The sequence below is a fragment of the Streptomyces sp. NPDC014891 genome, from assembly GCF_043081085.1.
Classification (GTDB): Bacteria; Actinomycetota; Actinomycetes; order Streptomycetales; family Streptomycetaceae; genus Streptomyces.
The window spans coordinates 342,744-357,008 of record NZ_JBIBWF010000008.1 but is presented as its reverse complement, the minus strand read 5'-3'; the positions used below and the strand labels follow the sequence as shown (position 1 = coordinate 357,008).

General features: G+C 71.2%; 15 protein-coding genes. 6 read left to right on the top strand and 9 right to left on the bottom strand.

Translation table 11 applies throughout. From position 1 onward, the window contains the following. Window positions 1-96 precede the first annotated feature (96 nt). The 3 genes from folB to ACF09E_RS24315 all read left to right on the top strand — a co-directional run bounded on the left by folB (window position 97) and on the right by ACF09E_RS24315 (window position 1,599). Window positions 97-456 (top strand): dihydroneopterin aldolase, encoded by a 360-nt coding sequence (gene folB / locus ACF09E_RS24325; RefSeq protein WP_015034453.1) that lies wholly within the window; start codon window positions 97-99, stop codon window positions 454-456. Beyond that, window positions 453-1,052 carry a 2-amino-4-hydroxy-6-hydroxymethyldihydropteridine diphosphokinase gene (folK, locus tag ACF09E_RS24320; protein ID WP_361853721.1) on the top strand — a complete coding sequence of 200 codons (600 nt, stop codon included), beginning with the start codon at window positions 453-455 and terminating at the stop codon, window positions 1,050-1,052. The genes folB and folK overlap by 4 nt, the downstream gene beginning before the upstream one ends. A gap of 61 nt (window positions 1,053-1,113) precedes the next feature. After that, entirely contained in the window at window positions 1,114-1,599 is a 486-nt protein-coding gene (locus tag ACF09E_RS24315) for a DUF3180 domain-containing protein (protein ID WP_392206977.1), read from the top strand. A 1-nt stretch (window position 1,600) separates the two neighbouring features. Here the strand turns inward: ACF09E_RS24315 and ACF09E_RS24310 are convergent, their stop codons facing one another. From ACF09E_RS24310 to dacB, 8 genes are all read right to left on the bottom strand, one after another. Then, window positions 1,601-2,131, bottom strand: a complete 531-nt coding sequence (locus ACF09E_RS24310; protein ID WP_392206975.1) for an SMI1/KNR4 family protein — start codon at window positions 2,129-2,131, stop codon at window positions 1,601-1,603. Between the two features lie 85 nt (window positions 2,132-2,216). Further along, complete coding sequence (locus ACF09E_RS24305; protein ID WP_392206973.1) at window positions 2,217-2,726, bottom strand: hypothetical protein; 510 nt, start codon at window positions 2,724-2,726, stop codon at window positions 2,217-2,219. A gap of 72 nt (window positions 2,727-2,798) precedes the next feature. Next, on the bottom strand, window positions 2,799-3,404 hold the full coding sequence (folE, locus tag ACF09E_RS24300; protein ID WP_392206971.1) for a GTP cyclohydrolase I FolE: 606 nt from the start codon (window positions 3,402-3,404) through the stop codon (window positions 2,799-2,801). Window positions 3,405-3,502: 98 nt separating this feature from the next. Then, the gene (ftsH, locus tag ACF09E_RS24295; RefSeq protein ID WP_392206969.1) at window positions 3,503-5,521 is read right to left on the bottom strand and encodes an ATP-dependent zinc metalloprotease FtsH; all 2,019 of its coding nucleotides are present in this window, start codon (window positions 5,519-5,521) and stop codon (window positions 3,503-3,505) included. A gap of 172 nt (window positions 5,522-5,693) precedes the next feature. Continuing rightward, window positions 5,694-6,233, bottom strand: coding sequence for a hypoxanthine phosphoribosyltransferase (hpt, locus tag ACF09E_RS24290; protein WP_392207102.1), 540 nt, complete (start codon window positions 6,231-6,233; stop codon window positions 5,694-5,696). A 41-nt stretch (window positions 6,234-6,274) separates the two neighbouring features. Further along, entirely contained in the window at window positions 6,275-7,294 is a 1,020-nt protein-coding gene (tilS, locus tag ACF09E_RS24285; RefSeq protein ID WP_388801419.1) for a tRNA lysidine(34) synthetase TilS, read from the bottom strand. Between the two features lie 209 nt (window positions 7,295-7,503). After that, window positions 7,504-8,652 carry a zinc-dependent metalloprotease gene (locus ACF09E_RS24280; RefSeq protein ID WP_392206966.1) on the bottom strand — a complete coding sequence of 383 codons (1,149 nt, stop codon included), beginning with the start codon at window positions 8,650-8,652 and terminating at the stop codon, window positions 7,504-7,506. 91 nt (window positions 8,653-8,743) lie between these two features. After that, window positions 8,744-10,147: a D-alanyl-D-alanine carboxypeptidase/D-alanyl-D-alanine-endopeptidase gene (dacB, locus tag ACF09E_RS24275; RefSeq protein WP_392206964.1), complete on the bottom strand. Its 1,404-nt coding sequence runs from the start codon at window positions 10,145-10,147 to the stop codon at window positions 8,744-8,746. Window positions 10,148-10,249: 102 nt separating this feature from the next. On the opposite strand from dacB, the gene ACF09E_RS24270 reads away from it, so the two are divergent. Next, window positions 10,250-10,741, top strand: coding sequence for an inorganic diphosphatase (locus tag ACF09E_RS24270; RefSeq protein WP_024758444.1), 492 nt, complete (start codon window positions 10,250-10,252; stop codon window positions 10,739-10,741). 190 nt (window positions 10,742-10,931) lie between these two features. Further along, on the top strand, window positions 10,932-12,614 hold the full coding sequence (locus ACF09E_RS24265) for a threonine/serine exporter ThrE family protein (protein WP_388801430.1): 1,683 nt from the start codon (window positions 10,932-10,934) through the stop codon (window positions 12,612-12,614). Between the two features lie 160 nt (window positions 12,615-12,774). On the opposite strand, the gene ACF09E_RS24260 is transcribed toward ACF09E_RS24265, so the two are convergent. Next, window positions 12,775-13,488, bottom strand: coding sequence for a DedA family protein (locus tag ACF09E_RS24260; protein ID WP_392206962.1), 714 nt, complete (start codon window positions 13,486-13,488; stop codon window positions 12,775-12,777). A 151-nt stretch (window positions 13,489-13,639) separates the two neighbouring features. Between ACF09E_RS24260 and ACF09E_RS24255 the strand changes: the two genes are divergently transcribed. Then, on the top strand, window positions 13,640-14,008 hold the full coding sequence (locus ACF09E_RS24255) for a YbjQ family protein (RefSeq protein ID WP_148003620.1): 369 nt from the start codon (window positions 13,640-13,642) through the stop codon (window positions 14,006-14,008). Window positions 14,009-14,265: the final 257 nt, after the last annotated feature.

Sequence of the window (14,265 nt, the reverse complement as noted above, 5' to 3'; positions counted from 1 at the left end):
GCCCTGTCGGCCCCCGCAGGTAGATTCGAGACCGGACACCCGGCCGTCCGCACCCGGCTGCGTGCCCACCGAACTACGACAGCAGGAGTGATTCGCGTGGATCGTGTCGCGCTGCGCGGCCTCAAGGCCCGGGGCCACCATGGCGTCTTCCCCAAGGAGCGCGAGGAGGGCCAGACCTTCATCGTGGACCTGGTCCTCGGCCTGGACACCCGCCCGGCGGCCGCCGACGACGACCTGACGAAGACCGTGCACTACGGCGTCGTCGCCGAAGAGGTCGTCGACGTCGTCCAGGGCGAGCCCGTCGACCTCATCGAGACGCTGGCCGAACGCATCGCCCAGCAATGCCTCAGCCACGCCGGGGTACAAGAGGTGGAGGTCGTCGTCCACAAACCGGACGCGCCCATCACCGTGCCGTTCGACGACGTGACCATCACGATCACCCGGAGCCGACGATGAAGCCGATGCAGAGCGACCCCACCGTCCAGCCCGTACCGGCATCCGTCGTCGCCACCGTCGACGCCGCCGACTCGACGCTGTCCAACCCCCGCTGGGCCGTCGTGGCCCTCGGCTCCAACCTGGGCAACCGCCTGGAGACCCTCCAGGGGGCCGTCGACGCCCTCGCGGACACCCCCGGCCTCCGGGTCAAGGCCGTCTCCCCCGTGTACGAGACGGAGCCCTGGGGCGTCGACCCCGACACCCAGCCCTCGTACTTCAACGCCGTCGCCCTCGTGAAGACGACCCTGCCGCCCTCCTCCCTCCTGGAGCGGGCCCACGCCGTCGAGGAGGCCTTCCACCGCGTCCGCGAGGAGCGCTGGGGCGCCCGCACCATCGACGTCGACATCGTCGCCTACGCGGACGTCGTCTCCGAGGACCCCGTCCTCACCCTCCCGCACCCGCGCGCCCACCAGCGCGCCTTCGTGCTCGCCCCCTGGCACGACGTCGACCCCGAGGCCCAGCTCCCCGGCCACGGCACCGTCGCCGCCCTCCTCACCACCCTCGGCCACGACGGCGTCGCCCGCCGCACCGACCTGGAACTCCGTCTGCCCGAGTAGTCGTTACGCTCGGGGCAGACCGCCCCGCGGATCACGACCGACGACCAGGAGAAGGACACCGGTGAAACAACTGCGGCTGAAGGTGCTCGCCGGACTGTTCCTCGTCGCCGGCATCCTCTCCTGGGGTGCGGCACGGCTCTGGGACTCGGTCGGCACCCTGCCCAGCGTGCCCATCGCGGCGCCCATCGTCCTGGCCGTGATCGCGGTCGTCCTCACCGCGACGGCCCTGTCGATCCGGGCCCGCCTCAAGGCCCAGCGCGAGCGCCGCCCCGGCGCCAAGGGCGTGGAGCCCCTGATGGCGGCCCGCGCCGTGGTCTTCGGCCAGGCGAGCGCCCTGGTCGCCGCCCTCGTCGCCGGCATGTACGGCGGCACGGGCGTCTTCCTCCTCGGCTTCCTCGACGTCCCCGCCCGCCGCGACCAGGCCCTCTACGCGGCCCTCTCGGTCGCGGCGGGCATCGCCGTCATCGCCGCCGCCCTCTTCCTGGAGCGGGTCTGCAGGCTCCCGGAGGACGACGACGAGAACGGCCCGGGCAAGGCCCGGGCCTAGCTCAGCGGCAGAGCGCGTCGAGACCCGCCGAGAAGCCCGCGAACTCGGCCTGCGCCTCTCCGACGATCTCCCGAGCACCCCGGCGCGGCGTCGTCGCGAACCGCCCGGCCAGCTCGGCCAGGCCCGCGTCCGGGCGCGGCTCCCGCTCCACGTACAGAGCGGCCTCCATCGGCCCGTAGCCGTCGGCGAGCACCCACAGGAAGTCGGACAGGTTCCCGGCGACGACACCGCGCTCGCCCTCCGACCCCATGAACACCACGGGCTGCTCGGCAAGCGGCTGCCCGGGCCGCACACACCAGATCGCCGCGAGACCGCCGGTCCCGTCCTGTCCGAAGACGCGGTAGTCACCACCGTCGAGCGCGTGGTTGCCGGTCCAGTGCCGGAGCCAGTCGGTGGTCTCCTCGGCGGAGTCGAAGGCGCTGTACGGCTCGAAGTCGACGCCCTCGCCCTCGTCGCCGTAGTCGAACTCGACCCGGGCGACGGCGGCCAACGCGTCAGGAAAGCGGCGGTCGCCGCCGAACGTCTCGATCATGGGCGCAGGCTAGCCGCCCCCACTGACACCACCGGGCGCCGGCCCCGATCCGAGCCCTACCGGGGCTCACGCACGAGGTGCCCGTTCACCAGGAAGGTCGGGTACGGGGCGAGCCGGTACGTGTAGAAGTATCGATGTCCCGGAGAACCACTCGTGGAAAGGCCTGCCGCATGTGGTGAGCGTCCCCACCCGCGTAGTGCCGCAGCGCGTCGGAGAGGTACGAGGAGACCACCCGTACTCGGAAACCGGGCAGGTCCCGTTTCAGAAAGCCGGAAGGCCGAGTGACGGCCTCAAGACGGGCGAGGAGCCCTGTGCACGCCGTCAACGCTGTGGCGTACCGGGCTGCCACGTCCGCCGCGTGCTCCCAGCCGTCCGGTGTCGTCAGCAGCAGATCCGGACTGGCCGAGAACGTCATGTGCTCCGTGACCACGTCGACGGCTGCACGCGCCTTTACCGCCGTCACGTTCACGACCGAGGTCCGCACCGTCCGGTCCCCGTCCAGCGTCCACATGATGCTGCCCGGAGCGACGTTCTTCGCCTGGACACATCCGCCCACCAGGTTCACCAGCATCTTGCTGGTCAGCCCGTACCCCATACCGGTCCCCCCTTGATCAGCGATTCACTCCACTGATCGGGGACGGTATGGAGCAAGGGGGACAGCTCGCTACTAACGGGCCAGTATCAGGGACATAGCCTCAGCACGGGTGCTAGCGTCACGAAGTTGACCGCGTACCGCTGAGGTCGTCGTCTTGGCGCCCGGCTTGCGGATGCCTCGTACCGACATGCACATGTGCTCGGCCTCGATCACGACGATCGCGCCGCGCGCCTCGAGGATCCGCATCAGCGAATCGGCGATCTGCGTCGTCAGACGCTCCTGGACCTGCGGGCGCCGTGCGAAGACGTCGACGAGACGCGCCAGCTTCGACAGGCCCGTGATCTTGCCGGTTTCCGCCGGTATGTAGCCCACATGGGCCACGCCGTGGAACGGGAGCAAATGATGTTCACAGAAGCTGACGAGTTCGATGTCCTTCACGAGCACCATCTCATCGTGCCCGAGATCAAAAGTCGTGGTCAGGACATCCTCGGGCTCCTGGCGCATCCCGGCCAGCAGTTCGCGATACGCACGTGCAACGCGCGCAGGTGTCTTCTGCAAACCCTCGCGGTCCGGGTCCTCGCCGACCGCGATGAGGAGTTCGCGTACGGCTGCCTCGGCGCGCTTCTCGTCGAACTCGCCGATCGTGCCCTCGCCGTCCAGCGTCACCGGGTCGGTCATCTCTGTGCCTCGTTCCGTCTGACTGATGTGCGCGAAATGCCGCGCCCCCACAGGCTAAAACCTGTGGGGGCGCGGCAGCCATTCCGGATCCGGAGGGGTCAGTCCTCCGGGTTGTCCACGGGGGCGATCTCGATGCCCTTCGTGGTGTCGACCGCGGGGGCCGCCGAGCCGTTCGCCGTGTTCGTCAGGGCGAGCTCCTTGGGGGAGAGCACCGGCGGACGCGTGGACGGGGTGCGGCGGGAGGAGCCGGTCCAGGCCGGGCGGGCCGGGCGCTTGACGATGGGGGTGAAGATCTCGGCGATCTCCTCCTTGCCCAGCGTCTCCTTCTCCAGGAGGGCGAGGACCAGGTTGTCGAGGACGTCGCGGTTCTCGACGAGGATCTCCCAGGCCTCGTTGTGCGCGGTCTCGATGAGCTTCTTGACCTCTTCGTCGACCAGCGCCGCGACCTCTTCCGAGTAGTCGCGCTGGTGCGCCATCTCGCGGCCGAGGAAGGGCTCGGTGTTGTCCCCACCGAACTTGATCGCGCCGAGGCGCTCGGTCATGCCGTACTGGGTGACCATCGCGCGGGCCGTGGCGGTGGCCTTCTCGATGTCGTTGGCGGCGCCGGTGGTCGGGTCGTGGAAGACCAGTTCCTCCGCCGCACGGCCGCCCAGCATGTAGGCCAGCTGGTCGAGCATCTCGTTGCGGGTGGTCGAGTACTTGTCCTCGTCCGGCAGGACCATCGTGTAGCCCAGGGCGCGGCCGCGGGACAGGATGGTGATCTTGTGGACGGGGTCGGAGTTCGGCGAGGCCGCCGCGACGAGGGCGTGGCCGCCCTCGTGGTACGCGGTGATCTTCTTCTCCTTGTCCGACATGATCCGGGTCCGCTTCTGCGGGCCCGCGACCACTCGGTCGATCGCCTCGTCCAGTGCCGCGTTGTCGATCAGCTTCTGGTCGCTGCGGGCGGTGAGGAGCGCCGCCTCGTTGAGGACGTTGGACAGGTCCGCGCCGGTGAAGCCGGGGGTGCGTCGGGCGACGGCGCCGAGGTCGACGTCCGGTGCGACCGGCTTGCCCTTCTGGTGGACCTTGAGGATCTCCAGCCGGCCCTGCATGTCGGGGCGGTCGACGGCGATCTGCCGGTCGAAGCGTCCGGGGCGCAGGAGCGCGGGGTCGAGGATGTCCGGCCGGTTGGTGGCGGCGATCAGGATGACGCCGCCCTTGACGTCGAAGCCGTCCATCTCGACGAGGAGCTGGTTGAGCGTCTGCTCGCGCTCGTCGTGGCCGCCGCCGAGGCCGGCGCCGCGGTGGCGTCCGACGGCGTCGATCTCGTCGACGAAGACGATGGCCGGCGCGTTGGCCTTGGCCTGCTCGAAGAGGTCGCGGACCCGGGAGGCGCCGACGCCGACGAACATCTCGACGAAGTCGGAGCCGGAGATCGAGTAGAACGGGACCCCGGCCTCGCCGGCGACGGCGCGCGCGAGGAGCGTCTTGCCGGTTCCGGGGGGGCCGTAGAGCAGGACGCCCTTGGGGATCTTGGCGCCGACGGCCTGGAACTTGGCCGGCTCCTGGAGGAACTCCTTGATCTCGTGGAGTTCCTCGACGGCCTCGTCCGAGCCCGCGACGTCGGCGAAGGTGGTCTTCGGCGTGTCCTTGGTGATGAGCTTGGCCTTGGACTTCCCGAACTGCATGACGCGGGAGCCGCCGCCCTGCATCTGGTTCATCAGGAAGAGGAAGACGACCACGATGAGGACGAAGGGGAGGAGGGAGAGCAGGATCGAGACGAAGGGCGACTGCTTCGTCGGGGAGACGGTGTAGCCCTTCTCGATCTGCCCGGCCTCGAACTTCTCCTGCAGCTTGTCGGCGACGTCGACGCCCTGGGAGCCGATGTAGCTGGCCTGGACCTTGCTGCTGTTGTCGATCTTCTGACCGTCGACGAGCTCGATCTTGATGATCTGCTCGTCACCGGTGGTGACCTTTGCCTGCTTGACCTGGTTCTTGTCGATCGCCTGGACGACCTTGCCGGTGTCCACCGTCTTGTAGCCCTCGGACGAGCCGACGACCTGCATCAGCACGACCACGGCGAGGACGGCCAGCACGATCCACATGACCGGCCCACGGAAGTATCGCTTCACGTCCATCCATACGGAGCGAGATCGCTCCGTCCCTCCTGCCCGTAGGAAAATGCTGCTGTGGGAGCTGCTAGGTGAAAAAGCTGTTCTTCGGACGGTACCTCAGCATCGTCGCCCGCGACCGCCTTCCCGTGGTTCAACGGGGGGAAGGCGGTGCGGGTTCCCCGAACGGCCCTGGCGTTCAGCCGCCGTAGACGTGCGGGGCGAGCGTGCCGACGAACGGAAGGTTCCGGTACTTCTCGGCGTAGTCGAGGCCGTAGCCCACGACGAACTCGTTGGGGATGTCGAAACCGATCCACTTGACGTCGATCGCGACCTTGGCGGCCTCGGGCTTGCGGAGGAGCGTGCACACCTCGAGGGTGGCGGGCTCGCGCGAGCCGAGGTTCGACAGGAGCCAGGACAGGGTCAGGCCGGAGTCGATGATGTCCTCGACGATCAGGACGTGCTTGCCCTTGATGTCGGTGTCGAGGTCCTTGAGGATCCTGACGACGCCGGAGGACTGGGTGCCCGCGCCGTACGAGGACACGGCCATCCAGTCCATGGTGACGGGGGTGGACAGGGCGCGAGCCAGGTCCGCCATCACCATCACGGCGCCCTTGAGGACGCCGACGATGAGCAGGTCCTTGCCCGCGTACTCCGCGTCGATCTTCGCGGCCAGCTCTGCCAGCTTGGCGTCGATCTCTTGCTTGGTGATGAGCACCGACTGGAGGTCGGTGCCCATGTCCTTCTCGTTCACCCGGGTCACTTTCGTTGCAGCGTGCGTCAGCCTTGCCGGATGACCAGTCTGCCACCCTGGCGGCGGGCTTCGACGCGGCCGGGCAGGTTGATGGCCCCCTGGCCGCGCCAGCCGGTGATGAGCCGGTCGACTTCCTCGATGTGGCGGGCGAAGAGCGAGCCGGCGGGGGCGCCCTCGGCGATGACGGCGCGGCGCAGGACGCGGCGGCGTACGGCGGGGGGCAGGCCGTGGAGTTTGGCGCATTCCAGGGCGCCCGCCTCGTCGCGCACGCGGGTCTCGGCGTCGGCGGCCCAGGTGTCGAGGGCGTCGGCGTCGTCGCGGGAGAGCTGGGCCGTTCGGGCGAGGGCTTCGACGACTCCCTTGCCGAGGGCCTTCTCGAGGGCGGGGAGGCCTTCGTGGCGGAGCCTGGAGCGGGTGTAGGCGGGGTCGCTGTTGTGGGGGTCGTCCCAGACGGCGAGTTCCTGTGCGACGCAGGCCTTGCGGACGGTCTGGCGGTCGAGCTGGAGGAAGGGGCGGCGGTAGCGGCCGGAGGCGCCGGAGATGGCGGCCATGCCGGAGAGCGAGCGGATGCCGGAGCCGCGGGCGAGCCCGAGCAGGACGGTTTCCGCTTGGTCGTCGCGGGTGTGGCCGAGCAGGATCGCGGCGGCTCCGTGGCGCTCCGCGGCGTCGTCGAGGGCCGCGTACCGCGCGTCGCGTGCGGCGGCCTCGGGGCCTCCTTCGCGGCCGACGGTGACGGCGACGGCCTCGGAGGGGGTGAGGCCGAGGGCGGTCATGCGTCCGACGACTTCGTCCGCGCGGGTGGCGGAGCCGTCCTGGAGTCCGTGGTCGACGGTGATGCCGCCGGCGCGGACGGGGAGTTTGCGGGCCTCGAAGGCGAGGGCGGAGGCGAGCGCCATGGAGTCGGCGCCTCCGGAGCAGGCGACGAGCACGAGGGGGGTGTGTGCGTCGCGTGCGGGGGCGGGGTCGGTCTGGTGCTCGGTGAGGACGTCGTGGAGTACGCGGCGGACCGCCAGGCGTATCGCCGCGACCGCAGGATGGGGACCCATGTCCGGTGCCCTTCGTGAATGGGGTTGGGGTGCCTCGGTCGGAGTCTTAACGGTCGGAAAGGGGGGTTCGGTCACTCAGAGTGCGTCGATGGTGACAGAAACCCGGCCGTTACCCGAGCATTGCACGCCTCACCCTTGGTCCAGGGTCCCTCGGATGGGTGATTGGCCGGGCGTTCCGACGTGTTCCTGCGTCGTGTGCCGCTCCAGTCTCACGAGTCTGCCTTACGGTGCACCCTCGCGATCCAGTCGGCGGGTGCGGCGATCTCGCTCTTGGTGGGGAGTGTGTTGGGGGAGGTCCACACGCGGTTGAAGCCGTCCATGCCGACCTGGTCGACGACGGCGCGGACGAAGCGCTCGCCGTCGCGGTACTGGCGGAGCTTGGCGTCGAGGCCGAGGAGCTTGCGCAGGGCGAGGTCGAGGCGGGAGGCGCCGCGGGCCCGGCGCTGCTGGAACTTCTCGCGGATCTCGGCGACGGAGGGCACGACCTGGGGTCCGACCCCGTCCATGACGTAGTCGGCGTGTCCTTCGAGGAGGGACATGACGGCGGTGAGGCGGCCGAGGATCTCGCGCTGCTCGGGGGTCTGGACGAGTTCGACGAGGGAGGGGGCGGGTTCGCCCTCCTCGCCCTCGGGGCGTCCGCCGGCGAGGGTCTGGGCGGCTTCGCGGAGGCGTTCGACGACGGTGCCGGGGTCGACGTCGGTGGCGGCGAGGAACGACTGGATTTCGCCCTGGAGGTGGTCGCGGAGCCAGGGGACGGCGGTGAACTGGGTGCGGTGGGTCTCCTCGTGGAGGCAGACCCAGAGCCGGAAGTCGTGCGGGGAGACTTCGAGTTCCCGTTCGACGTGGACGATGTTGGGGGCGACCAGGAGGAGGCGTCCGCCGCCGTCGGCGCCGGCGGGGAGGTCGCGGGTCGCGGGGGCGAAGGTCTCGTACTGGCCGAGGATGCGGGAGGCGAGGAAGGACAGCAGCATGCCGAGTTCGACGCCGGTGACCTTGCCTCCGACGGCGCCGAGGACGGCGTTGCCGGGGGTGGTGGAGCGGCGGTCCTGCATCTTCCCGAGGAGGGGGGTGAGGAGTTCGCGGAAGCCGGCGACGTTGGCCTTGATCCAGCCGGCCCGGTCGACGACGAGGACGGGCGTGTCGGCGATGGTGGCGGGGTCGGTGCCCTCGGGGAACATCCGGGTGTAGGCGCGGACGTGTTCCTCGGAGGCCTTGGCGTGCCTGCGGAGTTCGGCGACGACCTCGCGGGCCTCGTCGCGTCCGACTTCGGGTCCGGGCCGCACGAGGCGGGTCGCGGTCGCGACCGCGAGGTTCCAGTCGACCATCCCTGATGTGCCTGCGCCACCGATGCTCGTCATGCGTCAACCGTACGGTCTCGAAGGCTGTTCGGGGTGGGTTCGGGACGGCTTCGGTGCGGGTCGGGCGGGGGCCGCGCGGGGCCGGGGGCGGTCAGTCCCGTGCGGCGAGGGCGGCGGAGAGCCGGTCGAGGGCGGGCTGGGCCTCGTAGGGGGAGGGGGTGCCGCCGGCGAGGAACGCGAAGGCGAGGAGACGTCCGTCGGCGGTGACGACGGTTCCGGCGAGGGTGTTGACGCCGGTGAGGGTGCCGGTCTTCGCGCGGACGAGTCCGGCGCCCTCGGTGGCGGGCGCGGTGTCGAAGCGGCCGGCGAGGGTGCCGGTGAAGCCGCCGACGGGCAGTCCGGTGAGGAGGGGACGCAGGGCGGGGCGGGCCGGGTCGGCCGCGCGGGTGAGGAGCCCGGTGAGGAGGGCGGCGGAGACGCGGTCGCGGCGGTCGAGTCCGCTGCCGTCGGCGAAGCGTGCTCCGGTGACGGGGAGGCCGAGGCGGGCGAGTTCCTCGCGGACGGCCGTGGCGGCGCCGTCGAAGCCGGCGGGCTTCTTGCGGGCGAGGGCGGTCTGACGGGCGAGGGCCTCGGCGAGGTCGTTGTCGCTGTGGGTGAGGGTGCGCTCGACGAGGTCGGCGAGGGGGGCGGAGAGCGTGCGGGCGAGGGGGGCGGTCCCGGGGGCGCGGCCGGGGGCGGGGGTGCCGGTGACCTTGACGCCCGCGCGGGTGAGGAGGTCGGCGAAGGCGGCGGCGGTGTCGCCGGCGGGGTCGGCGGTGCGGGGGGCGGGGCCGCTGTCGCTGCCGTCGAGGCGTCCTTCGTCGGTCATGAGGGCGACGACGGGGGCGATGTTCTCGTTGGGGCCGATGGGGTGGATGGCGGGGCCCTGGTAGAGGTGCGTGTCGTAGGTGAGGCGTACGGAGGTGTGGCCGCGGGCGGTGAGGGCGCGGGCGGTGGCGGTGGCGAGTGCCGTGAGGCGGAGCCGGTCGAGGGTCGGGTCGCCGCCGCCGGTGAGGGTGACGGTGCGGCCGTCGGCGGTGGCGGTGACGGTGGTGGCGATGCGGTGGTCGGGGCCGAGGGCGGAGAGCGCGGCGGCCGCGGTGGCGATCTTGACGGTGGAGGCGGGGGTCATGGGGGTGGCGGCGCCCGCGCCGTAGAGCTGCTTGCCGGTGGCGGTGTCGACGACGGAGGCGGTGCGCAGCGGGCCGAGGCCGGGGTCGGCGAGGAGGGGTCCGAGGCGGGCGGCGAGGTCCGCGGGGGGTGCGGCGGGGGCCGGGGCGTGCAGGGCGGCGAGGACGCCGGGGGCGCTGGGGGCCGGGGCGGGACGGCGGGGCGGGGCGGGTGCGGGGACGGGGGCGTGATGTGCGCCACCCGCCGCCGGGGCGGCGGCGCGGGCCCGCTCCGCCGTACGCTGACCCGAGTCCCACGGACCGGCCGCGGCCACCGCCACGGCGGCCAGGGCCAGTCCGAGGGCGGCGGAGCCCGCCGTGAGCTGCCACATCCTCGGCTCGGGCATTGCTGACCAGCCCCTTTCGCGATCACACACGTGCGTGAGGGACACTTAATCACCGCGCGTCGTCGCGAGCATTCACTTGTGTTGATTCAGGAGGAGCCACCCGTGGAGTTCGACGTTCTCATCGAGATCCCCAAGGGATCGCGTAACAAGTACGAGGTCGACCACGAGACGGGTCGCATCCGTCTGGACCGTCGTCTGTTCACGTCGACGGCCTACCCGACCGACTACGGCTATGTCGAGAACACCCTGGGTGAGGACGGCGACCCGCTGGACGCGCTCGTCATCCTCGACGAGCCCACCTTCCCGGGCTGCCTGATCAAGTGCCGCGCGATCGGCATGTTCCGCATGACGGACGAGGCCGGCGGCGACGACAAGCTGCTGTGCGTGCCGGCGACGGACCCGCGCATGGAGCACCTGCGGGACATCCACCACGTGGCCGAGTTCGACCGCCTGGAGATCCAGCACTTCTTCGAGGTCTACAAGGACCTGGAGCCGGGCAAGTCGGTCGAGGGCGCCGACTGGGTCGGTCGCGCCGAGGCCGAGGAAGAGATCGAGAAGTCGTACGCGCGGGCCAAGGAGCAGGGCGGCCACTGAGCCGGTCGCCCGGCCGGTGACGAGCTGTCGCTGTGCCGGTGACGAGCCGGTCGCTCGGCTGTTCTCCGGCCGAGCCGGTCCTGTAGTGAACGCGTGAAGGCGGTGCACCCCTTGGGTGCACCGCCTTTCGCACATCCGCCGCACACTCATACTGGAATCCAAGATTCCCGGAGAAGGCGAGGCGGACAGAGTGGTGGCGGAGCCGGACGGCTCGAAGAACGGTGCGCGGAGGGTCGCCGAGGGGGCCCCCGAGGACCGGAAACCGCAGTCGGACGAGGCACGGAGCGCGTTCGTGCCACCGGCGGGGGTGGAGCAGCCCGCCCCGCCGGAGGAGGAGCATCCGACCTCCGAGTTCGCCCTTCCCTCGGGCTTGTCGCCGGAGCCGCCGGCGGAGCAGGAGGGTTCCGCGTTCGCGACGCCGGCCACCTATTCGGCGAAGAACTCGCCGCCGGCCTTCACCCCGGCGTACGGGGTGCCCCTGGTGCGGTTGTCGCAGGACGCGCCGTGGCAGGACCGTATGCGGACCATGCTGCGGCTGCCGGTGGGCGAGCGGCCGGTCCCCGACGCAGCCCGCAAGGAGGACGAGAGCGGCCCCTCGGTGCCGCGCGTGCTCGACCTGACGCTGCGTATCGGCGAGCTGCTGCTGGCGGGCGGGGAGGGCGCGGAGGACGTCGAGGCGGCGATGTTCGCGATCTGCCGCTCGTACGGTCTGGACCGGGTCGAGCCGACGGTGACGTTCACCCTGTTGTCCGTCACGTACCAGCCGTCGCTGGTGGACGACCCGATCACGGCGAACCGGACGGTACGGCGCCGGGGCACGGACTACACGCGGCTGGCGGCGGTATACACGCTGCTCGCGGACATCAACGCGCAGGCGCACGAGGTGACGCCCGAGGAGGCGTACCGGCGGCTCGCGGAGATACGGCGCAACCGGCACCCGTACCCGGGCTGGGTGCTGACGGGTGCGGCGGGCGTGCTCGCGGGCGCGGCGTCGGTGCTGCTGGGCGGCGGTCCGACGGTGTTCTTCGTGGCGGCGCTGGGCGCGGTGCTCGGCGACCGGCTGGCGTGGCTGTTCGCGGGGCGCGGTATGCCGGAGTTCTACCAGTTCCTGGTGGCGGCGATGCCGCCGGCGGCGATGGGTGTGCTGCTGACGATGCTGCACGCGGACCTGAAGCCGTCGGCGGTGATCACCGGTGGCCTGTTCGCGCTGATCCCGGGGCGGGCGCTGGTGGCGGCCGTGCAGGACGGTCTGACCGGCTTCTACATCACGGCCTCGGCCCGGCTCCTGGAGGTCGCCTACTTCTTCGTCGCGATCGTGGTGGGCGTGCTGTCGGTGCTGTACGTCGCCGTGCAGTTCGACGCGCAGCTGAACCCCGAGGGGGTGCTGCAGGCGGAGGAACGGCCGGTGACGCAGATCCTGGCGTCGATGGTGCTGTGCGCGACGTTCGCGGTCCTGTTGCAGCAGTCGCGGGCGACGGTGCTGTTCGCGACGCTGAACGGCGGTGTGGCGTGGGTGATCTACGCGTCGATAGCGGTGACCGCGGACGGGTCGACGGTGATGGCGACCGCGGTGGCGGCCGGTCTGGTGGGTCTGTTCGGGCAGCTGATCGCCCGGTACGAGCACACCTCGTCACTGCCGTACGTGACGGCGGCGATCGGCCCGCTGCTGCCCGGTTCGGCGACGTACTTCGGGGTGCTGGCGATCGCCCAGAACAACCTGGACCAGGGGTTCGCGTCCCTGGCGAAGGCGGCGGCGCTGGCCCTGGCGATCGCGATCGGGGTGAACCTGGGAGGCGAGCTGGCGCGTCTCTTCATGCAGGCTCCGGCCACGGCCGCGGCCCGTCGGGCGGCCAAGCGGACCAGGGGCTTCTAGGGTCCGGGGCGGCGGTGGTCCCTGGGCGGCGGGTCCGGGCCGGTGGCGGGTGCGGGCCGGCGGCGGGTGCTCCGTTGCGCGGGCCGGGCTTACGGACAAGAAGAAGGGCCCCGCACGTCGTGCGGGGCCCTTCTTCTTGTCCGGCCGGTGCGGTCCCGGCTCAGCGCTTGGCGTGCCGGCCGCGGGGCGGGTTGGGGGTGCCGGGGGCGTCGTGGTCACCGGAGGTGCCCTGCTCGCCCGCGGCCTGGCTCTTCTTCGACTGGGAGCGGGCCCGGAGGAACTCGATCACGATCGGGACCACCGAGATCAGGACGATGCCGACGAGGATCATCTCGATGTGCTCGTGCACGAAGTCGATCTTGCCCAGGGAGGCGCCGAGCAGGGTCACGCCCGCACCCCAGAGCACACCGCCGATGATGTTGAACGTGATGAACGAGCGGTAGTTCATCCGGCTGACGCCGGCGATGATCGGCGTGAACGTCCGGACGATGGGCACGAAACGGGCCAGGACCAGGGACTTCGGGCCGTGCTTCTCGAAGAACTCGTGCGCCTTGGTGACGTTCTCCTGCTTGAAGAGCTTGGAGTCCGGCCGGGTGAAGAGCGCCGGGCCCACCTTGCGGCCGAAGAGGTAGCCGACCTGGTCTCCGATGATCGCGGCGGCCACGATCAGCGTGCACACCAGCCAGAGCGGGGTGTCGAGCTTCCCGGTGGTCACGAGGAGGCCGGTGGTGAAGAGCAGCGAGTCGCCGGGGAGGAAGAACCCGATGAGGAGTCCGGACTCGGCGAAGACGATGACGAGGACACCGATCAGACCGAACTCTCCGATCAGATAGTCCGGGTCCAACCAGCTCGGTCCGAGGGCAAGCGTGTTCACGGGTTCCGGGCTCCTGCGATCGGTGGGGGCATGGGGGACGGCTGGCCCCAAGCTATCAACGCGGGTCGGACGCGGCCGGTTCCACCCGGGGCCCACGGGATGCGAAGAAGTCCCGCTCCCCCGAGGCTGGGGGGCCAGGAGGTGTATGCCGATGGGCATCGAGGAGTACGGAGGCGGCCAGGGGTCGCACCCCGACGTACTGGTCGTGACGACGAACGACGTGCCGGGTTTCGAGGTGCGTCAGGTGATCGGTGAGGTCTTCGGGCTCACCGTCCGCTCCCGCCATCTGGGCAGCCAGATCGGCGCGGGGCTCAAGTCGATGGTCGGCGGGGAGCTGAAGGGTCTGACGAAGACCCTCGTGCAGACCCGCAACCAGGCCATGGAGCGGCTGGTCGAGCAGGCGCGGGCGCGGGGCGCCAACGCCGTGCTGATGTTCCGCTTCGACGTGACGGACGCGGCGGACGTGGGCACGGAGGTCTGCGCGTACGGCACGGCGGTGGTCATCGCCCCGCGCGGCTGAGCCCCGGGGCCGCGCCGGAACCTCCCGGGCGCCCCGCGGGGCGCCCGGAGCCGGGGAGCCGCGGGGCGCCCGGAGCCGGGGGGCCGCGCCGGGCGCACGGGTGCGGAGCCCCCGTTCGGAGTACGCCGGTCCGACCGGAGGCGCGGGTGGCTCCACCGGCGTACGCGCCTCCCGTCATGGGCGCGGACACCCCGACCGGCCTATGCCGCTCCGGTCATGGGCGCGGGTACCCCCCGACCGGCCTCACGCCGGCGCGC